Origin of the sequence: Aeromicrobium sp. CnD17-E (assembly GCF_024124745.1) — a bacterium.
Lineage (GTDB): Bacteria > Actinomycetota > Actinomycetes > Propionibacteriales > Nocardioidaceae > Aeromicrobium.
In genome coordinates this window covers 24,317-42,731 of sequence record NZ_JAMXRU010000006.1, presented here as the reverse complement: position 1 = coordinate 42,731, position 18,415 = coordinate 24,317, and the positions used below count along the sequence as shown (strand labels likewise).

At 71.9% G+C, this 18,415-nt stretch carries 20 protein-coding genes; 1 reads left to right on the top strand and 19 read right to left on the bottom strand.

Features of this window, described 5'->3' with window-relative positions; translation table 11 throughout:
* The 19 genes from NH339_RS02630 to NH339_RS02540 all read right to left on the bottom strand — a co-directional run bounded on the left by NH339_RS02630 (position 1) and on the right by NH339_RS02540 (position 17,881).
* Positions 1-933 carry a F0F1 ATP synthase subunit gamma gene (locus NH339_RS02630; RefSeq protein WP_067856289.1) on the bottom strand — a complete coding sequence of 311 codons (933 nt, stop codon included), beginning with the start codon at positions 931-933 and terminating at the stop codon, positions 1-3.
* Between the two features lie 6 nt (positions 934-939).
* Positions 940-2,580 carry a F0F1 ATP synthase subunit alpha gene (atpA, locus tag NH339_RS02625; RefSeq protein WP_253022192.1) on the bottom strand — a complete coding sequence of 547 codons (1,641 nt, stop codon included), beginning with the start codon at positions 2,578-2,580 and terminating at the stop codon, positions 940-942.
* A 59-nt stretch (positions 2,581-2,639) separates the two neighbouring features.
* Entirely contained in the window at positions 2,640-3,437 is a 798-nt protein-coding gene (locus tag NH339_RS02620) for a F0F1 ATP synthase subunit delta (protein ID WP_253022190.1), read from the bottom strand.
* Positions 3,437-3,976: a F0F1 ATP synthase subunit B gene (locus NH339_RS02615; protein WP_067856282.1), complete on the bottom strand. Its 540-nt coding sequence runs from the start codon at positions 3,974-3,976 to the stop codon at positions 3,437-3,439. The genes NH339_RS02620 and NH339_RS02615 overlap by 1 nt, the downstream gene beginning before the upstream one ends.
* A 23-nt stretch (positions 3,977-3,999) precedes the next feature.
* Positions 4,000-4,212, bottom strand: a complete 213-nt coding sequence (locus tag NH339_RS02610; protein ID WP_067856280.1) for an ATP synthase F0 subunit C — start codon at positions 4,210-4,212, stop codon at positions 4,000-4,002.
* A gap of 76 nt (positions 4,213-4,288) precedes the next feature.
* Positions 4,289-5,095: a F0F1 ATP synthase subunit A gene (atpB, locus tag NH339_RS02605; RefSeq protein ID WP_253022188.1), complete on the bottom strand. Its 807-nt coding sequence runs from the start codon at positions 5,093-5,095 to the stop codon at positions 4,289-4,291.
* Between the two features lie 136 nt (positions 5,096-5,231).
* Positions 5,232-5,651 (bottom strand): hypothetical protein, encoded by a 420-nt coding sequence (locus NH339_RS02600; protein WP_253022186.1) that lies wholly within the window; start codon positions 5,649-5,651, stop codon positions 5,232-5,234.
* A complete protein-coding gene (locus NH339_RS02595; RefSeq protein WP_067856274.1) occupies positions 5,648-6,775 on the bottom strand; it encodes a glycosyltransferase family 4 protein in 1,128 nt (375 codons plus the stop codon). The genes NH339_RS02600 and NH339_RS02595 overlap by 4 nt, the downstream gene beginning before the upstream one ends.
* Positions 6,768-7,412 (bottom strand): L-threonylcarbamoyladenylate synthase, encoded by a 645-nt coding sequence (locus NH339_RS02590; protein ID WP_236749839.1) that lies wholly within the window; start codon positions 7,410-7,412, stop codon positions 6,768-6,770. Before NH339_RS02590 ends, NH339_RS02595 begins: the two co-directional genes overlap by 8 nt.
* A 35-nt stretch (positions 7,413-7,447) precedes the next feature.
* Positions 7,448-7,960 (bottom strand): VTT domain-containing protein, encoded by a 513-nt coding sequence (locus NH339_RS02585; RefSeq protein WP_253022184.1) that lies wholly within the window; start codon positions 7,958-7,960, stop codon positions 7,448-7,450.
* A 65-nt stretch (positions 7,961-8,025) separates the two neighbouring features.
* The gene (prmC, locus tag NH339_RS02580; protein ID WP_253022182.1) at positions 8,026-8,886 is read right to left on the bottom strand and encodes a peptide chain release factor N(5)-glutamine methyltransferase; all 861 of its coding nucleotides are present in this window, start codon (positions 8,884-8,886) and stop codon (positions 8,026-8,028) included.
* Positions 8,883-9,950, bottom strand: a complete 1,068-nt coding sequence (gene prfA / locus NH339_RS02575) for a peptide chain release factor 1 (RefSeq protein WP_253022180.1) — start codon at positions 9,948-9,950, stop codon at positions 8,883-8,885. Before prfA ends, prmC begins: the two co-directional genes overlap by 4 nt.
* Positions 9,951-10,058: 108 nt before the next feature.
* The gene (rpmE, locus tag NH339_RS02570) at positions 10,059-10,265 is read right to left on the bottom strand and encodes a 50S ribosomal protein L31 (RefSeq protein ID WP_067856259.1); all 207 of its coding nucleotides are present in this window, start codon (positions 10,263-10,265) and stop codon (positions 10,059-10,061) included.
* Between the two features lie 137 nt (positions 10,266-10,402).
* Entirely contained in the window at positions 10,403-10,885 is a 483-nt protein-coding gene (locus tag NH339_RS02565; protein WP_253022177.1) for a glutathione peroxidase, read from the bottom strand.
* Between the two features lie 106 nt (positions 10,886-10,991).
* The gene (rho, locus tag NH339_RS02560; RefSeq protein ID WP_253022175.1) at positions 10,992-12,902 is read right to left on the bottom strand and encodes a transcription termination factor Rho; all 1,911 of its coding nucleotides are present in this window, start codon (positions 12,900-12,902) and stop codon (positions 10,992-10,994) included.
* A 187-nt stretch (positions 12,903-13,089) separates the two neighbouring features.
* Positions 13,090-13,953 (bottom strand): homoserine kinase, encoded by an 864-nt coding sequence (thrB, locus tag NH339_RS02555; protein ID WP_253022173.1) that lies wholly within the window; start codon positions 13,951-13,953, stop codon positions 13,090-13,092.
* Positions 13,954-13,994: 41 nt separating this feature from the next.
* Entirely contained in the window at positions 13,995-15,059 is a 1,065-nt protein-coding gene (gene thrC / locus NH339_RS02550; protein WP_253022171.1) for a threonine synthase, read from the bottom strand.
* A gap of 16 nt (positions 15,060-15,075) precedes the next feature.
* Positions 15,076-16,392 carry a homoserine dehydrogenase gene (locus NH339_RS02545; protein WP_253022169.1) on the bottom strand — a complete coding sequence of 439 codons (1,317 nt, stop codon included), beginning with the start codon at positions 16,390-16,392 and terminating at the stop codon, positions 15,076-15,078.
* 76 nt (positions 16,393-16,468) lie between these two features.
* A complete protein-coding gene (locus tag NH339_RS02540) occupies positions 16,469-17,881 on the bottom strand; it encodes an MFS transporter (RefSeq protein ID WP_253022167.1) in 1,413 nt (470 codons plus the stop codon).
* Between the two features lie 60 nt (positions 17,882-17,941).
* Between NH339_RS02540 and soxR the strand changes: the two genes are divergently transcribed.
* Positions 17,942-18,382, top strand: coding sequence for a redox-sensitive transcriptional activator SoxR (gene soxR, locus NH339_RS02535; protein ID WP_253022165.1), 441 nt, complete (start codon positions 17,942-17,944; stop codon positions 18,380-18,382).
* Positions 18,383-18,415: the final 33 nt, after the last annotated feature.

Genomic DNA, 18,415 nt, shown 5'->3' with positions numbered 1-18,415 from the left:
TCACTCCTGACCAGCCGTGGCGTCGGCGAGCGCGTTCGCGCCGCCCACGATCTCGCTGATCTCCTGGGTAATGCCGGCCTGGCGGGCCTGGTTGGCGATGCGGGTGTACTTCTCGATGAGGTCCTGCGCGTTGTCGGTCGCGGACTTCATGGCCTTCTGGCGGGCGGCGAGCTCGGAGGCCGCCGCCTGCAGCTGGCAGTAGTAGATGCGGCTGTTCACGTACTTCGGCAGCAGCGCGTCGAGCACCTCGTGCGCCGACGGCTCGAACTCGTACAGCGGGAGCAGCTCGGACTCGTCCGGCGTCTCCGTGCCCTCGACGACCTCGAGCGGGAGCAGGCGGATGACGTCCGGCTCCTGCGTGAGCATCGACTTGAAGCGCGTGAACACGATGTGCAGCTCGTCCACGGCGCGCGCGGGGTCGATCGCCTCCTCGGAGGTCTCGTCCTCGGCGAACAGCGAGGTCAGCGCGTCGCCGATCTCGCGGGCGTTGGCGAACTCGGGCTTGTCGGAGTAGCCCGTCCAGGACTGGACGAACTCGCGCTGACGGAACGTGAAGTACGTGACCGCCTTGCGTCCGGAGAGGTAGAAGTCGACCTCCTTGCCCTCGGAGCGCAGCTTCTCGGTGAGTCGCTCCGCCTCCTTGAGGACGCTGGAGGAGTACGACCCCGCGAGCCCGCGGTCGCTCGTGATCACGAGCACCGCAGCGCGCGTCGGGTTCTCCTTCTCGGTGGTGAGCGGGTGGTCGACGTTGGAGAACGTCGCCACCGCGGACACCGCCCGGGTCAGCTCACGCGCGTACGGGGCTGCCGCCGCCGCGTGCTGCTGCGCCTTGATGATGCGCGAGGCGGCGATGAGCTCCATGGCGCGCGTGATCTTCTTGGTCGCCTGGGTCGACCTGATCTTCGCGCGTAGCTCTCGTACCGACGCTGCCATAGTGGGTCAGCTCCGCTTCTGCTTGACGATCTGCTCCTGCTCGACGTCCTCGTCGTCAAGAGCCTCGAACTCCTCGCGACCGACCGAGATGCGCTCGCCCTCGCTGGTCTCGAACTGCTCGAGGAACGCCTCGTAGGCCGACTCGAGCGACGACGCGGTGTCGTCGTCGAACTTCCCGGTCTCGCGGACCGCCGAGAAGATGCCCTCGTGCGAGCGCTTGACGTAGTCGAGGAACTCCTCCTCGAAGCGGCTGATGTCCTCGACGGGAACCGGGTCGAGCTTGCCCTGGGTACCGGCCCACAGCGAGACGACCTGCTGCTCCATCGGGAACGGCGCGTACTGACCCTGCTTGAACAGCTCCATGAGGCGCTGACCACGGGCGAGCTGCGCCTTCGACGCGGCGTCGAGGTCGGAGGCGAACATGGCGAAGGCCTCCATGGCGCGGAACTGCGCGAGGTCGACCTTGAGCGAGCCGGTGACCGCCTTCATCGCCTTCGTCATCGCCGCGCCACCGACGCGCGACACCGAGATGCCGACGTCGACCGCGGGACGCTGGTTGGCGTTGAAGAGGTCCGACTGCAGGAAGATCTGGCCGTCGGTGATCGAGATGACGTTGGTCGGGATGTAGGCCGACACGTCGTTGGCCTTCGTCTCGATGATCGGCAGACCGGTCATCGAGCCCGCGCCGAGGTCGTCGCTGAGCTTGGCGCAGCGCTCGAGCAGCCTGCTGTGGAGGTAGAAGACGTCACCGGGGTAGGCCTCGCGGCCCGGCGGACGACGCAGCAGCAGCGAGACGGCGCGGTAGGCCTCGGCCTGCTTCGAGAGGTCGTCGAAGATGATCAGGACGTGCTTGCCCTGGTACATCCAGTGCTGGCCGATGGCCGAGCCCGTGTAGGGCGCGAGGTACTTGAAGCCTGCGGAGTCGGAGGCGGGAGCGGCCACGATGGTCGTGTACTCCAGCGCGCCGGCGTCCTCGAGGGCGCCGCGCACGCCGGCGATGGTCGAGCCCTTCTGGCCGATGCCGACGTAGATGCAGCGGACCTGCTTGGTCGGGTCGCCGCTCTCCCAGAACTCCTTCTGGTTGATGATCGTGTCGATCGCGATGGCGGTCTTGCCGGTCTGGCGGTCGCCGATGATCAGCTGGCGCTGACCGCGGCCGATCGGCGTCAGCGAGTCGATCGCCTTGATGCCGGTCATGAGCGGCTCGTGCACCGACTTGCGCTGCACGACGGTGGGCGCCTGGAGCTCCAGGGCGCGACGACCGTCGGTGGCGATCTCGCCGAGACCGTCGATCGGCTCGCCCAGCGGGTCCACGACGCGGCCGAGGTAGCCGTCGCCCACGGGGACCGACAGCACCTCGCCGGTGCGCTTGACCTTCTGACCCTCCTCGATGCCGGCGAAGTCACCCAGGATGACGACACCGATCTCGCGGACGTCGAGGTTCAGCGCGAGGCCGAGCGTGCCGTCCTCGAACTCGAGGAGCTCGTTGGCCATGGCCGAGGGCAGACCCTCGACGCGCGCGATGCCGTCCGCCGCCTCGGCGACGATGCCGACCTCTTCGGTCTTGCTGGCGCTCGGGGAGTACTCGGAGACGAACTGCTGCAGCGCGTCGCGGATCTCCTCGGGACGGATGGAGAGTTCCGTCATGTTTCTGCCTGCCTTCTGTGGGTCTGGTGGCTGGGTGGAGCCGGAAGTGGTGGGGTGGGTCAGCCCGCGAGCCGCCGACGGGCGGCCTCGAGCCGGCTGGACATGGTGCCGTCGACGACCTCGCCGCCGAGGGAGACGGCGATGCCTCCGACGACGCTCGGGTCGACGACGACGTTGAGGTGCACGTCGCGTCCGTACTTGGCGGCCAGGGCCGAGGCGAGTCGGGTGCGCTCGTCGTCGGAGAGGTCGTAGGCGACCCGCACGACGGCCACGGCGCGGTCGCGACGCTGCGCGGCCACCTCGCCGAAGGCGGTGAGCACCTTCTCGAAGGAGCCGGTACGTGCCACCACGGCCTGCTGAGCGAGCTCGAGCGCCTCGGTGGAGACCTTCGAGCCGAACAGGGTAGCGAGCAGCGTCGCCTTCGCCTGGGCCGGGTAGGACCGGTCGGCGACGACACCGCGGAGCTCGACGTCGGCGGCCACGGCGCGTCCGATCTCGAACAGCTCGGTCTCGAGCTGCTCCAGCGAGCCGGCGGCGTCGGCCCGCGCGACCACGGCGCTGGCGCCGGCGGTCTCGAGGGCGTCGGCGAGGTCACGACCGGCGTTCCACCGCGCGGCGGCGGCGGCACGGACGACGTCGACCGTGCCCGGACCGACCTGCGAGCCGAGCACACGGGACGCGAGACCCGCCTTGGCGTCGGACTCGGTCGACGGGTCGGTGAGCACCCGGCGCAGCGCCGGGTTGGCGTCCAGCAGGGACACGACGCCGAACAGCTGCGTGCCGAGGTCCGCCGAGTCCTGTGCCGACTCGACGGCGGACAGGACCTCCTCGAGGGACCGCGCGGAGATGCCTCGCATCAGTTGGCCGACCCCTCCAGCTCCGTGATGAAGCGCTCGACGGTGCGACGCTGACGCGCCTCGTCCTCGAGCGACTCACCGACGATGCGCCCCGCGAGGTCCGTGGCGAGCGAGCCCACCTCGGACTTGAGCTGGGCGAGGGCCTGCGAGCGCTCCGCCTCGACCTGCGCGTGCGCGGTCGCGGTGATGCGGGCAGCCTCCTCCTGGGCCTGGGCCCGGAGCTCGGCGATGATCTGCGCGCCCTGCTCCTTGGCCTCCTCGCGGATGCGAGCGGCCTCGTGGCGGGCGTCGGCGAGCTGCGCCGTGTACTGCTCGAGCGCGGCCTGGGCCTCCTGCTGCGCCGACTTGGCCTCCTCGATCCCACCCTCGATCGCGGCCGTGCGCTCGGCGAAGGCCTTCTCGAAGTTGGGCACGACGAACTTGCGGATCAGGAGGAAGAGGATCCCCAGGACCACCAGGCCCAGGACGATCTCCGGCAGCTCCGGGATCAGGGGGTTGTGCTCCTCCCCCTCAGCTGCTGCGACCAGGATCGCGCTCATGGTGAATCTCCCTTAGCAGAGGATCAGTTGTAGCCGAAGACGAAGGCGAGGGCCAGCGCGATGATGAAGAACTGCTCCGCGAGGACGAAGCCGAAGATCGCGATGCCCTGGAGACGGCCCTGCGCCTCGGGCTGACGGGCGACGCCCGTGACGTAGGCGGCGAAGATCAGACCGACGGCGATGGCCGGGCCGATGGCAGCGAGGCCGAGGCCGACGGTGGCGATGGAACCATTCATGACGGTTCTTTCCTTTCGTGACGACGCGGACGCGTCTGGTGCGGGTCGAGAAGTGGTCGGATGGAGCCGGCCGAGCTCAGTGCTCGTCGGCGATCGCGCTGCCGATGTACATCGCGGTCAGCAGCGTGAAGACGTAGGCCTGCAGGAACATGATCAGCATGTCGAGGAAGCTGACCCCGATGCCGAGCACGAAGGAGAGCACGCCGGCCGGGACGCCGATGGCGGCGTTGGCGTAGCCCGTGACCAGGTAGGCGGCTCCCAGGGAGAACAGCAGGATCAGCAGGTGGCCGGCGAACATCGTCGCGAAGAGACGCAGCGCCAGCGTGAAGGGGCGCACGATGATGTTGGAGAGGAACTCCAGCGGCACCAGGGCGATGAGGATCGGACCCTTGGCGCCGGCCGGCACCGTCTGGTGCTTGAGGTAGCCGAAGAAGCCGTGACGACCGATGCCGGCGACGTTGTAGATCAACCACGTGACCAGCGCCAGTGCGACCGGGAAGCCGAACTTCGACATCGACGGGAACTGGATCACCGGGATGACGCCGTAGAAGTTGTTGACCAGCACGAAGAGGAAGACCGTGAAGAGGTACGGGACGTACTTCATGTAGTCGGCGCTGCCGATGTTGTCGCGCGCGATGGAGTTGCGGATGAACCCGTAGACGAGCTCACCGGCGAACTGCAGGCGCCCGGGCACGACCTGGGCCTTGCGGCTCGTGGCGTAGGCGAAGGCGAAGACGATCACCAGCGACAGCACGAGGAACAGCTCGGGCTTGTTGACCTCCCACCCGCCGATCGTGAACGTCGGCGGGAGCAGGAAGCTCCCGGGGCCGGGCTGCGGCGGGCCGTCAGCGGCAGCCACCAGGGCGGTCGAGGCGAGGGTCACTCGGTCACCTTTGTCTCATGGCGCGGTCGATTCCGACGAAGGTCGGCGATCCGGCAGTACGGCCAGCGTCATCGTTCACGTCGAGCCCGGTCGCTGTGCGGTTCCGGTCCGGCGCATGAGTGAGGCTACCAGGGGGTCACGACGGGGTGTCGCCCAGGTCATAGGTGAGGACCCGGCGGCGCCGGAACGACCACAGCGCCAGGGCGGTCCAGGCGAGGCTGCACACCACCGCGGCGAGGCCGAAGACGCGACGGTCGACGTGCCCGGCCACTCCCCCGACGTCGAAGAGCAGGAACAGCACGGCCATGGCCGCGAACGCCTTGACGAGGAAGAAGAGCACCGCCGCAGGGAGCGAGAGCACCGGGCTCGAGCGCGCCACCGGGTTCAGGACGACGGGCGTCGAGCCGAGGAACACGGCGACGACGACGCCCGCGAGCAGGGCGCCCAGCAGCCCGGCGGTCCCCCGCGCGGCCAGCCCCGTCACGGCGGTGAGGGCCACGACGGCCCCGTACGCGACGGCCTGCGTGCGGAGGGCCGACCGGTCCGGGGACCTCACGAGCCGTCCCAGACGCGCTGCTCGAGCCGCGGCAGCACGAACACGGCCGCGGCCGTGAGCACGCTCAGCACGCCGAACCCGACGATCGACTGCCAGCCGCTGAACAGGCTCACCACGACGCTGCCGAAGGCGACCAGACCGGCGGCGGCGTACATGAGCAGCACGGCGCGACGGTGGGAGTGCCCGATCTCGAGCAGCCGGTGGTGGATGTGCATCTTGTCCGGGCTGAACGGCGACCGTCCCGCGCGGGTGCGTCGCACGACCGCGAGGCCCAGGTCGACGAACGGCACGATGAGGATCGCGAACGGCAGGAAGAGCGGCAGCAGGGCGGGCAGGAAGCTTGCCGCCCCGCCGCCCACGCCCTCGGACAGGCTGGTGGCCGGGAACTGCCCCGTGAGGCTGATCGAGGAGCACGCGAGGACGAAGCCGATCAGCATCGACCCGGAGTCGCCGATGAACATGCGAGCCGGGAAGAAGTTGTGCGGCAGGATGCCGAGGCAGGCGCCCGCCAGGGCGGCCGTCAGCAGGGCGGCGCCGATGGCGCGTGCCTCGCCGTTGACGACCGCGAGGGAGAAGGCGTACGAGAAGAAGGCCACCGCGCCGATCGCGACCATGCCGGCCGCCAGCCCGTCGAGGCCGTCGACGAAGTTCACCGCGTTCGCGGTGGTGACGATCAGCAGCACCGTGAAGATGATCGACTGCGCGTTGTCGAGCCCGAGGTAGTTGTTGTACAGCGGCAGGTAGAGGAACTGCAGTCCCATCGCGACGACGACGACGCCGGCCATGACCTGGCCGGCGAACTTGCTGAGCGCGTCGAGCTCGAAGAGGTCGTCGATCACGCCGACGAGGCAGATGACGGCACCGCCGACGATGACCGCGCGGGCGTCGCCGAACACGGCGTCCTCGTTGCGCGACAGGAACGGCAGGTGGGTCGCCACCAAGTAGGCCGAGACGAGCCCGCCCAGCATGGCGGGGCCACCGAAGTACGGGGTGGGGATCGCGTGCACGTCGCGGTCGCGCACCTTGGCGACGGCACCGAAGCGCATCGCGAGCGTCCTGGCGATCGAGGCGAGGAGGTAGGTCACCCCCAGGGCGACGCCGAAGACGACGAGGTACTCACGCACCGAGCGGCTCCACCGTGTTGTTGAACCGGTGGAGCACGTCGAGCCCGATCGGACCCTCGCGCAGGATGCGCGGCGTCGCGCCGGTGACGTCGAGGATGGTGGACGCCGTGCCTCCGGGGCTCTGCCCCGCGTCGAGGTAGACGCTGACGGAGGTGCCCAGCATGCGCTCGGCGTCCTCGATCGTGGTGGCGGCGGGCTCGCCGGTGAGGTTCGCGCTGCTCACGGCGAGCGGGCCGGTCTGCTTGAGCAGACCGAGCGCGACCGGGTGGTCGGGCATGCGCACCGCGACGGTGTGGTGGGTCTCCCCCAGGTCCCACGTGAGCGACGGCTGCTGCCGGCACACCACGGTGAGCGGTCCGGGCCACAGCTCGGTCGTCATGGACCGGAGCCACCCCGGCACCTCGGTGACCAGTGCCTCGAGCGTCGTCGGCGCTCCGACCAGGACCGGTGGCGGCTTCTGGCGCGTGCGCCCCTTGGCGTCCAGCAGGCGCTGGACGGCCTCGGGCGAGAACGCGTCGGCGGCCAGGCCGTACACGGTGTCGGTGGGCAGCACGGCGAGCTCGCCGGCCTCCAGCGCCGCCTGGGCGGCGTCGACGCCGGTGCGGCGCATCTCCTCGTCGGCGCAGTCGTACCTCACCGGACCACCCTAGCGGGCGCGGGTGGGCCCGCCGCTCACCACAGGTCGTGCACGGCGTCCAGCAGGTCGAGCCCGTGGACGAGGAAGGCGAGGGCCAGGAACTGCGCCGTCCGACCGACGAAGACCATCGTGAGGAACACCCAGAGACGCTGGCGTGACAGCGGCGCCAGGATCGTCACCACCGCGAGCGGCGGCACGGCCAGGAGGGACGACAGCAGCACGGTGGCCGCGCCGAGCACCGGGCGGTCGAGCCAGGTCAGGAGCAGGTCGCCGACCCGCCGCAGCCACGCCGTGAACCGGTAGCGGGGCTCCGAGCGTCGCGCCTCCCGACGGAAGCGCTGCGACCCACCGCGGATCAGCACGAACACGAGCGCCTTGCCCGCGACCGTGCCGACGCTGAGTGCCATGACGCCCCAGAACAGCATCCAGTCCTGCATCGTCGCGCCCATGGCGACGACGTAGACCTCGGCGTTGAGGAACACCGGGAGGATCGCCGATCCCACCCCGAAGGCGAAGGCGGCCCCGTGGATCAGGAGCTCGGCGACCATGCCGCGACCCTACCGATCCCGCTCGGCGCCACGCCGGAGGTCCGGGCCCGTGCGCGGCGAGCCGCTCACGGACGACGCGCGGTGACGTACCGCGGCCGGTCCGCGAGGTCGGCGTGGTCGCGCACGTCGGCCCACCGGCCGGCGAACACGGCCGGAGCCGACTCCCCCTGCGCGTCGGCGTGCTCGGCCCCGACGACACCGCCGGGCCGCAGCAGGCGCCAGGCCGTGCGCTCCAGACGGCGCATGGCGTCGAGCCCGTCGTCACCCGACCAGAGCGCCAGGGAGGGGTCGTGGTCGCGGGCCTCGGGCGCCACGCTCTCCCACGCGTCGAGCGGGATGTACGGCGGGTTGCACACCACGACGTCGACGGTGCCGTCGAGGTCGGCGAAGGCCTCGAAGGCGTCGCCGAGGCGCAGGTCGGTGCCCGTGTCGCCCAGGTTGCGCTCCGCCCACGCGAACGCCTGCTCGTCGAGCTCGACGGCGTGCACCTGGGCGCGCGGCACCTCGTGCACGACGGACAGCGCGATCGCGCCGGACCCGGTGCAGAGGTCGACGACCACGGGCGGCGTCGAGCGACCCGAGGACAGCACCGCCGACGCCTGCTCGACCGCCCAGCCCGCCAGCAGCTCGGTCTCCGGACGCGGGACGAACACGCCGGGACCGACCTCGAGGTCGACGTAGCGGAACCCGGCGGAGCCCGTGAGGTGCTGCAGAGGCACGCGCCGGGCGCGCGCCGCGACCATGTCGCGGTAGACCTGCAGCTGCGGACCCTGGAGGCGTGCGCCGAGCAGCATGCCGCGCGGGGTCCCGGTGACGTGGGCGAGGAGCAGCTCCGCGTCGACCCGTGGCGAGCTGACCCCGGCCTCCGTCAGCGTGGTCGTGGCCTCCTCCAGCAGGCGCTCGGCCTGGCTGCGGACCCGGCTCATGCGCGGGACCCGTCGGCGGTCTCGAGCCGCTCGGCGAGGTCGGCGTCGACGAGCGAGCCGATGACGTCGTCGAGCGCGCCGTCCATGACGGCGTCGAGGTTGTAGGCCTTGAACCCGGTGCGGTGGTCGGAGACGCGGTTCTCGGGGAAGTTGTAGGTGCGCACGCGCTCGGACCGGTCGACCGTGCGGATCTGCGAGCGCCGCGCGTCGGACGCCTCGGCGTCGGCCGCGGCCTGCGCCGCCTCGAGCAGGCGCGAGCGCAGGATGCGCAGCGCCTGCTCCTTGTTCTGGAGCTGGCTCTTCTCGTTCTGGCAGCTCACCACGAGGCCGGTCGGGAGGTGCGTGATGCGCACGGCCGAGTCGGTGGTGTTGACGCTCTGGCCTCCGGGCCCGGAGGAGCGGAACACGTCGATGCGCAGGTCGGCGTCGTTGACCTGCACGTCGACGTCCTCGGCCTCGGGGAGCACGAGGACCCCGGCCGCCGACGTGTGGATGCGGCCCTGGGACTCGGTGACCGGGACGCGCTGCACCCGGTGGACGCCGCCCTCGAACTTGAGCAGCGCGTAGGGCGCCTGCCCGGGCTCGGGCGTGCCCTTCGCCGCGACCGAGGCCGTGACCGACTTGTAGCCGCCGAGCGCGGACTCGGTGGCGTCGATGATCTCGACGCGCCAGCCCTTCGTCTCGGCGAAGCGCGTGTACATGCGCAGCAGGTCTCCGGCGAACAGTGCCGACTCCTCGCCGCCCTCGCCGCCCTTCACCTCGAGGATGACGTCCTTGTCGTCGGCCGGGTCGCGAGGCACCAGCAGGCGCTGCAGCCGCTCCTCCAGCTCCGTGCGCTGGGCGGACAGCTCGGCCGCGTCCTCGACCAGCTCGAGCTCACGGGCGGCCTCGAGGTCGTCGCCGGCCTGCTGCCAGGCACGGTAGGTGCGCACGACCGCACCGAGCTCGGCGTAGCGGCGCCCGACCTTCTTGGCCCGTGCCGGATCGGCGTGCGTGGCAGGGTCCGACATCTGTCGCTCGAGCTCGGCGTGCTCGGACAGCAGCGCCTCGACGGCCTCGAACATGCTGAACCCCTCTCCTGGCTCGTGCGGACGAGCTCCTCGGCGCACCGCGCCCGGACGGACGACGACGCCGACCCGTCCGCTGGGGATCGGGTCGGCGTCGGAGAGGAGCTACTTCTTGCCGTAGCGCTTCTCGAACCGGGCCACGCGGCCGCCGGTGTCGAGGATCTTCTGCTTGCCCGTGTAGAACGGGTGGCAGGCCGAGCACACGTCGGCGCGGAGGGTGCCCTCCGTGGCGGTGCTGCGGGTGGTGAACGAGTTGCCACAGGTGCAGGTGACCTGGGTCTCGACGTACTCGGGGTGGATGTCGCGCTTCATGGTGTCCTCTCGTGGTGCTGGGTCGGGCCGCGGGTGCGGACCGTGAACCAGGACCGGGGATCGATTGTGCCAGGGGCACCTCGTACAACCGCCACCGCCCCTCGGTTGTTCCCCGGGCGGCGGTGGTGCGTGCGAGGTCAGGCCGGCAGCAGCGCCTCGATGTCGTCGGCGATCTTCTCGGGCTTCGTCGTCGAGCCGTAGCGCTTCACGACGTTGCCCTCGGCGTCGACCAGGAACTTCGTGAAGTTCCACTTGATCTTGCTGCCGAGCACCCCGCCCTTCTCCGAGCGCAGCCAGCGGTACAGCGGGTGCGCGTCGTCGCCGTTGACGTCGACCTGGGAGAACATCGGGAAGCTCACGCCGTAGTTCTTCTGGCAGAAGGCGGCCGTGTCCTCGTCGGAGTCGGGGTTCTGGTGGCCGAACTGGTCGCACGGGAAGCCGAGGACCACGAGGCCGCGTTCGGCGTACCGGCTGTACAGCTCCTCCAGGCCCGTCAGCTGCGGGGTGAAGCCGCACTGCGTGGCGGTGTTCACGACGAGCAGGACCTTCCCCCGGTAGTCGGAGAGGTCTCGCGGAGCGCCGTCGATGGTCGTGGCGGTGAAGTCGTAGGCAGTGGTCACGTCGCCATCCTAGGGACGCGATCCACCCGCCGCAGACCAGCGCGGGGCGCCCGCAGCACGCACGACGGGCCCGCCGACCGTGGTCGGCGGGCCCGTCACGGCGGGGTCAGGCCAGGGGGCTGCGCTGGAGCGCGAGGAGCAGCTCGGCGTTGCTGCCGGTCTTCTCCAGCCGCCCGACCACCGTGTCGAGGACCTGCTGCGGGCTGCGCCCGACCAGGGCCCGACGGGCGGCGACGAGGATGTCGAGCTCCTGCTCGTCGAGCAGCAGCTCCTCGTGGTTGGTGCGCGAGCCGGCGATGTCGACGGCCGGGAAGACCTGCTGGTTCTCGTCGACCAGGAGGCGCAGCACGCTGTTGGCAGCGCCGTCGATCTCCTCGAGCACGGCCTCGTCGACCACGGAGGACGTGCCGGCCAGTGCCGTCGCGAGGATCGTCAGGGAGCCGCCGTCCTCGGCGTTGCGCGCCGCACCGAAGAACGTCTTGACCGGGTGCAGGGCGGCCGCGTCGACCGCGCCGGCCATCCGGCTCGACGCCGTCGAGGCCTGGTGGTAGGCCCGGCCGAGCCGCGTGAGCGAGTCGAGCAGGACGACGACGTCGTGCCCCAGCTCGACGAGACGCTTCGCACGCTCGATGGCCAGCTCGGCGACCGTCGTGTGGTCGGCGGCCGGTCGGTCGAAGGTCGAGGCGATGACCTCGCCCTTGACCGAGCGCTGCAGCTCGGTGACCTCCTCCGGACGCTCGTCGATGAGGACGACCATGAGGTGGCACTCGGGGTTGTTGGCCGTGAGGGCGTCGGCGACGGTACGCACGAGGGCCGAGCGTCCACCCCGCTGCTCCGAGACGACCAGCTGACGCTGTCCCTTGCCCACGGGCGCGAACAGGTCGATCAGGCGGGTGGTCACGACCGTCGGGTCGGTCTCCAGGACCAGACGCTCCTCCGGGTGCACGGGCGTCATGGAGGAGAACTCGATGCGACCGCGTGCCTCCTCCAGCGGCGTCCCGTTGACGGTGTCGACCCGCACCATCGGGTTGAACTTCTCCTTGCGCTCGCCCTCGCGCGGCTGACGCACCTGGCCGGTGACCGCGTCGCCCTTGCGCAGACCCCACTTGCGGACCATGGAGAGCGAGACGTAGACGTCGTTCTCGCTCGGCAGGTAGCCGGTGGTGCGCACGAACGCGTAGTTGTCGAGGATGTCGAGGATGCCCGCCGCGGGGACCAGCACGTCGTCCTCGGTGTAGGTGGGCTCGCCGTCGGCGCCGCGGCCGCCGCGGTTGCGACCGCGACGGTTGCGACGACGCCCGCCGGCCTCGTCGTCGTCGGCCGCCTGCGGGTCGACGCCACGCTGGGCGTTCTTCGGCGAGCCGTCCTGGCCGCCCTGGTCGCCCTTGCGCTGCTGGTCGGTGCGGCGCTGGTCGTCGTTCTTCTGGCCCTCGCCGTTCTTCTGGCCGTCCTGGTTCTTCTGGCCGTCGGCGCGCTGTCCGTCGTTCTTGGCGCGCTGGTTGCCGTTCTTCGGGCTCTGGCCCTTGCCCTGGCCGCGGTTCTGCTCGTCCTTGCCCTGGGCGTCCTTGCCCTGGGCGTCCTTGCCCTGGGCGTCCTGGGGCTGGCCGTCCTGCGCGGGGGCACCCTGGGCGCGACGTCCGCGGCCACGCGGCGTCTCGCGCGCCTGCTCCTCAGCAGCCGGCGCGCCCTGGGGCTTGTCGTTCTTCTCGTCCTGGGGCTTCGCGTCCTGGGCCTTCTGGGGCGCGGTCGGCTCGTCCTGTTGGGATGCCTGCTGGGCCGGGGCGGCCTGGACGGCGCTCGGGGCGCTCTCGCCACGCGCGGCCTTGATGGCGTCGATCAGCTCGCCCTTGCGCAGCTTGCCGGCGTCGCTGATGCCGAGGCCGGACGCGATCTCGCGCAGCTCGGCGAGGACCTTGCCGCCGAGCGCACCGCCGGAGCGACGGGCGGGCTTGACGGGGGCGGCGGAGGCCGGCTCCGCCGACGGGGACGCAGACTGGTCAGTGGGGGTGTCGGTCACGAGGATGCTTCCTGGGTGGGTGGGGGCGCCACAGGCCCTCCGGCGAAGACCGGGGCACCGTGGCCACCCGCCGACGGCGGGCGGACGTACACGTGTCGGGGAACGGGATCCACACCGACGTCCGTCACTCTAGCAGTGCCCTCGGCCGCCGGACGGGCCCCCGACGGGCGGGGTCCGGAGGCACCGGTCAGGGCGTCGGGACGACGTGGGCACCGCGGTCGGCGACGTCGACCTCGAGCACCCGCCAGCCGTCGGGGACGGCGTCCGTGACGCCACGGGCGAAGGCCAGCACGGTGGGCCCGGCACCCGAGATGACCGCGGGCACGCCGTCGACGCGCAGGCTGCGGACGAGGCGGTAGGAGGCCGGCATCGCGCTGGCGCGGTACTGCTGGTGCAGCAGGTCCTCCGTGGCCGACGCGAGACGCTCGGGCGCCTGGGTCAGCGCCGCCACGAGCAGCGCGGCCCGGCCGGCGTTCGTCGCGGCGTCGGCGTGGCTGACCACGTCGGGGAGCAGGCCGCGCGCGGCCTCGGTCGAGACGGGTTCCGGCGGCACGAAGAGGGTCAGCGGCACGCTGACGTCGAGGCGGACCGCCTCGGCGGCGAAACCGTCGATCCACGCGATCGTCAGTCCGCCGAGGAGGGCCGCGGCGACGTTGTCGGGGTGACCCTCGATGTCCTGGGCGAGCTGCAGCGTCGCGCGGTCGTCGAGCGGCTCCACGCCGTCGACGAGCGCCTTCGCGAGCACGATGCCGCCGACGATCGCGGCCGACGAGGAGCCCATCCCCCGCCCGTGCGGCACCACGTTGCGGCACGTGAGCCGCAGACCCGGACGTCGCACGCCCATCAGGTCGAGGGCGGCGTCGAGGGACCGGACCACGAGGTGGCGCTCGTCGCGCGGCACCTCGTCGGCGGCCTCCCCCTCCACGACGATCTCGAGACCGTCGCCGGGGACGACCTCGGCCGTGAGCTCGTCGTGCACGTCGAGCGCGAGCCCGAGGGCGTCGAACCCCGGACCGAGGTTGGCGCTGCTGGCAGGGGTGCGGACCGTCACGGGCCCACGGCGGAACGGCTGGTCGACCACGACGGCGCCGCTCAGGCCAGACCGGCGGCGGCCGCGGCGTCGTGCACGTCGGCGTCGATGACGGAGTCGACCACGGACTCCACCCCCGACAGCGCCGTCTCGACGTCCTTGAGGCCGTGGCCCGTCACGGTCACCGCGATGCGCAGCCCCGGGTCGACCTCCCCCGCCTCGGCAGCAGCCAGGAGACCCGCGACGCCCGCCGCGGACCCCGGCTCGACGAACACGCCGTCATGGGCGCCCAGGCGACGCTGCGCGTCGAGGATCTGCTCGTCGGTGACGGCGTCGATGCGTCCGCCCGACGTGTCGCGCGCCTCGATGGCCAGCTGCCACGACGCCGGGTTGCCGATGCGGATCGCCGTGGCGACCGTCTCGGGACGCGCCACGGCCTCGCCGTGGACGAGCGGCGCGGCGCCGGCGGCCTGGAAGCCCCACATCCGCGGACGGTGCGTGGCAAGGCCGGCGTCGGCGTACTCGCGGTAGCCCATCCAGTAGGCGGAGATGTTGCCGGCGTTGCCCACGGGGAGCACGTGCACGTCGGGGGCGTCGCCGAGGACGTCGACGATCTCGAACGCGGCGGTCTTCTGGCCCTGCAGCCGCACCGGGTTGACCGAGTTGACGAGCGCGACCGGGTACTCGTCGGCCAGGGCACGCGACAGCTGGAGGCACTCGTCGAAGCCGCCCCGCACCTGGATGACCTCCGCGCCGTGCATGACGGCCTGGGCCATCTTGCCGGTCGCGATCTTGCCGTGCGGGACCAGCACGATCGGGGTGAGGCCCGCCCGCGCCGCGTACGCGGTCATCGACGCCGACGTGTTGCCCGTCGACGCGCACACCACGGCCTTCGCACCCTCGCCGAAGGCCACGGAGATCGCCGCCGTCATGCCTCGGTCCTTGAAGGAGCCGGTCGGGTTGTCGCCCTCGACCTTGAGCCAGACGTCGCCCTGGACGACCGAGGACAGCCAGGCCGAGTGGACGAGCGGCGTGCCGCCCTCGCCCAGCGAGATCACCGGGGTGTCCTCGTCGACCGGGAGCCACTCGCGGTACTCCTCGAGCACACCACGCCACGGCTGCGCCATCAGTGGAACTCCTTCATCAGTTGAGGCCTTCGACCCGCATGACCGACGACACGTCGCGCACCATGTCGAGCGCGCGCACCACCTCGACGGTCGCGGCGAGCGCGGCGTCGTCGGCCTCGTGCGTCACGATGACGAGCTGGGCGTCGGAGCCGTGGCCCTCCTGGCGGACCGTCTTGATCGACACGTCGTACTGCGCGAAGGCGTCGGCGACCGACGCGAGCACGCCCGCGCGGTCGTCGACGTCGATCGACACGTGGTAGCGGGTACGGGCGCGGCCGACGTCGAGCACCTCGAGGTCGGCGTGGGCGGTGTCGCCGGGTCCGTGCACGTCCTGGCGGCGGTTGCGCGCGACCGAGACGAGGTCGCCCAGCACGGCGCTCGCCGTGGGCGCTCCCCCGGCGCCCGGACCGTAGAACATGAGCTGACCGGCCGACTCGCTCTCCACGAACACGGCGTTGAACGCGCCGCGGACGCTAGCGAGCGGGTGGCTCTTCGCGATCATGGCGGGGTGCACGCGGGCCGAGACGGCGTCGCCGTCGGGGGTGCTGATCTTCTCGCAGATCGCGAGCAGCTTGACGACGCAGCCCATCTCGTCGGCCGAGCGGACGTCGGCGGCGGTGACGTCGGTGATGCCCTCGCGGTGCACGTCGCCGATGGTCACGCGGGTGTGGAACGCGAGCGAGGCGATGATCGCGGCCTTGGCGGCGGCGTCGAAGCCCTCGACGTCGGCGGTGGGGTCAGCCTCGGCGTAGCCGAGACGCTGCGCCTCGTCGAGCGCGTCGGAGAAGCCGGCGCCCGTCGTGGTCATCGCGTCGAGGATGAAGTTGGTGGTGCCGTTGACGATGCCGAGCACCCGCTGCACGGCGTCGCCCGCGAGCGACTCCTGGAGCGGTCGGATGATCGGGATGGCGCCGGCCACCGCCGCCTCGAACGCGATGTCGCGCTCGGCCTTCTCGGCGGCCTCGAACAGCCGCGCACCGTCCTCGGCCAGGAGGGCCTTGTTGGCGGTGACGACGGACGCACCGTGCTCCAGGGCGGCGAGGATGAGCTCGCGCGCCGGCTCGATGCCGCCGATGACCTCCACGACGACGTCGAGGTCGCCGCGGGTGACCAGCGCCTGCGCGTCGGTGGTGAACAGGTCGGCCGGGAGGTCGAGGTCGCGCGCGCGGCCGAGGCGTCGCACCGCGATGCCGACCAGCTCGATCGGGGCGCCGATCCGACGCGCCAGCTCGTCCCCGTCGCGGGTCAGCAGCCGGGCCACCTCCGACCCCACGACGCCGCAGCCCAGCAGGGCGACCTTGAGGGGTCGGGCGGTCGAGGGAGCGGTGTTCACGCGCGACAGCCTATCGGCGTCCCTCCTCGGTCCGGCCCCCAGTCCTCGCGGCGAGACCGCGACCGCCGCGCGGGGCTCACCGCTCGTAGCCGCGCCCCAGCACGAGCAGCCCGGCGACCACGCACGCCGTCGGCACCGCGAACGCCGCGAGCACGCCGACGCCCAGGCCGTGCACGACCGCGGCGGCGAACACGGTGCCACCGAGGGCGAGCGCGACCGACTCCGCGACCGAGTCGCTGGTCTGCAGGGCAGCGCTGTGACCCGCCTCCTGCCCCGGACCGGACCGTCGCAGCACCTCCGTCACCGAGGTCGACGACAGCACGCCCATCCCGAAGCCGCCCACGACCCACACCGTCGCGACGACGACCACCGGGACGGCGGCGGCGAGCGAGAGCGGCACGGCGAGGAGTCCCAGCAGGATCGCGCCGGCGCCCAGCAGCGCCCGCCGCCGGGGCGTGCCGATCGGCGCAGGCAGCCGCTCCGGCCGTGACACGAAGGCCGCGCCGGCGTACCAGGTGAACGCCGTGCCCGAGATCGCCGCACCCGCCAGCCCGACGGAGAGTCCCCGCTGGTCGACCAGCACCAGCGGCACGTAGACCTCCGCCGCGAAGTAGGACGCCATGAGGAAGGCCCGCGACCCGATCAGCGACGGGAGGCCACGTCCACCGCTCCAGGTACGCCGGGGCACCAGTCGACGGACGGAGAGCGCGAGCCCGACCAGGCCCAGGACGAGCCAGGCGGGCCACGCCGGCAGCGTCCGCTGGCCGGCCACGGACACCAGGAGCACCGCCGCTGCCGCGACGGCGGCGGCAGCCAGACCACCCGCGGCCTGACCACGTGGGGGTCCGGCCTCGGTCGAGGGCGAGCCGGTGAGCGACCGGACCGCCGGCCAGGCGACCGCGAGGCTCGCAGCCGCCAGCACAGGTCCCAGCAGGAACACGACACGCCACCCGAAGGCGTGCGTCAGGCCGCCGGCCACGACCGGACCGACGATCGCCGGCACGGTCCAGGCGCTCGTCATGACGGCGAGCGCGCGCGGTCGCAGCCGGTCCGGATAGGCCTGCGCGACGACGACCCACAGGGCGACGCCGATCGGGCCCGCCCCGAGCCCCTCCACCGCACGGCCAAGGAGGAAGCCGGACATCGACGTGGCGGTGCCGCACACCACCAGCCCGGCGGCGAAGACGGCCACCCCCCAGCCGAGCGCCGGCGCGGGGCCCGCCCGCTCGATCCACGAGGCGCTCGCGGTGCGCGAGAAGATGCTGACCGCGACCGGAGCGGCGAACGCGACCGCGTAGAGCGCGAGCCCGTCGAGCGCCCGCGCCACCTCCGGCATGACGCTCACCACCGCGAGCGACTCGAACGCGACGAGGAAGGCCAGCGAGAACAGGCCGAGCGACGTGCGCCCGAGCCGACCGCGCCAGATGGAGTCGCCGTCGCCGTCGCCTGGGCTGGTCGTCGGGGCGTCGAGGGCGTGCGGCGTCGTCATGGGATGATCAGACAACCTCGACCAAGGTTGAGGTCAACACCGTGACAGGAGGCGTCCACGATGGACACGACGGACCGGCTCACCCCTCAGCAGGTCGCCGAGCGCTCGGGCGTCGCGGTCTCCGCCCTGCACTTCTACGAGTCGCGCGGTCTGATCACCGCCACGCGGACGACGGGCAACCAGCGGCGCTACGGACGCGACGTGCTGCGACGGCTCGCGTTCGTCCAGTTCTCCCAACGACTGGGGATCCCCCTCGCCGAGATCGGCGAGGCGCTCGCGATGCTCCCCGACGACCGCGTGCCGACCAAGCGGGACTGGACGCGCCTCACCTCCCGCTGGCGCGCCGACCTCGACGCCCGCATCGCCCGGCTGCAGGCGCTGCGCGACGACCTCGACGGCTGCATCGGCTGCGGGTGCCTCTCCCTGCGCAGCTGCTCGGTCTACAACCACGACGACGAGCTGGGCCGCCGCGGCCCCGGCCCGCACCGGGGGCTCACGTGAGGCGGATCGGCCACGGCGCCGGTCCCGCGTCAC

Excerpts from the sequence above, each read along its gene's own strand:
- NH339_RS02630 (WP_067856289.1), bottom strand. The coding sequence starts at position 933 with ATGGCAGCGTCGGTACGAGAGCTACGCGCGAAGATCAGGTCGACCCAG.
- soxR (WP_253022165.1), top strand. The coding sequence starts at position 17,942 with ATGGACACGACGGACCGGCTCACCCCTCAGCAGGTCGCCGAGCGCTCG.
- prfA (WP_253022180.1), bottom strand. The coding sequence starts at position 9,950 with ATGTTCGAGGCCGTCGAGGCGCTGCTGTCCGAGCACGCCGAGCTCGAG.
- prmC (WP_253022182.1), bottom strand. The coding sequence starts at position 8,886 with ATGAGCCGGGTCCGCAGCCAGGCCGAGCGCCTGCTGGAGGAGGCCACG.
- NH339_RS02540 (WP_253022167.1), bottom strand. The coding sequence starts at position 17,881 with ATGACGACGCCGCACGCCCTCGACGCCCCGACGACCAGCCCAGGCGAC.
- NH339_RS02615 (WP_067856282.1), bottom strand. The coding sequence starts at position 3,976 with ATGAGCGCGATCCTGGTCGCAGCAGCTGAGGGGGAGGAGCACAACCCC.
- NH339_RS02585 (WP_253022184.1), bottom strand. The coding sequence starts at position 7,960 with ATGGTCGCCGAGCTCCTGATCCACGGGGCCGCCTTCGCCTTCGGGGTG.
- NH339_RS02610 (WP_067856280.1), bottom strand. The coding sequence starts at position 4,212 with ATGAATGGTTCCATCGCCACCGTCGGCCTCGGCCTCGCTGCCATCGGC.
- rpmE (WP_067856259.1), bottom strand. The coding sequence starts at position 10,265 with ATGAAGCGCGACATCCACCCCGAGTACGTCGAGACCCAGGTCACCTGC.
- NH339_RS02620 (WP_253022190.1), bottom strand. The coding sequence starts at position 3,437 with ATGCGAGGCATCTCCGCGCGGTCCCTCGAGGAGGTCCTGTCCGCCGTC.
- atpA (WP_253022192.1), bottom strand. The coding sequence starts at position 2,580 with ATGACGGAACTCTCCATCCGTCCCGAGGAGATCCGCGACGCGCTGCAG.
- thrC (WP_253022171.1), bottom strand. The coding sequence starts at position 15,059 with ATGGCGCAGCCGTGGCGTGGTGTGCTCGAGGAGTACCGCGAGTGGCTC.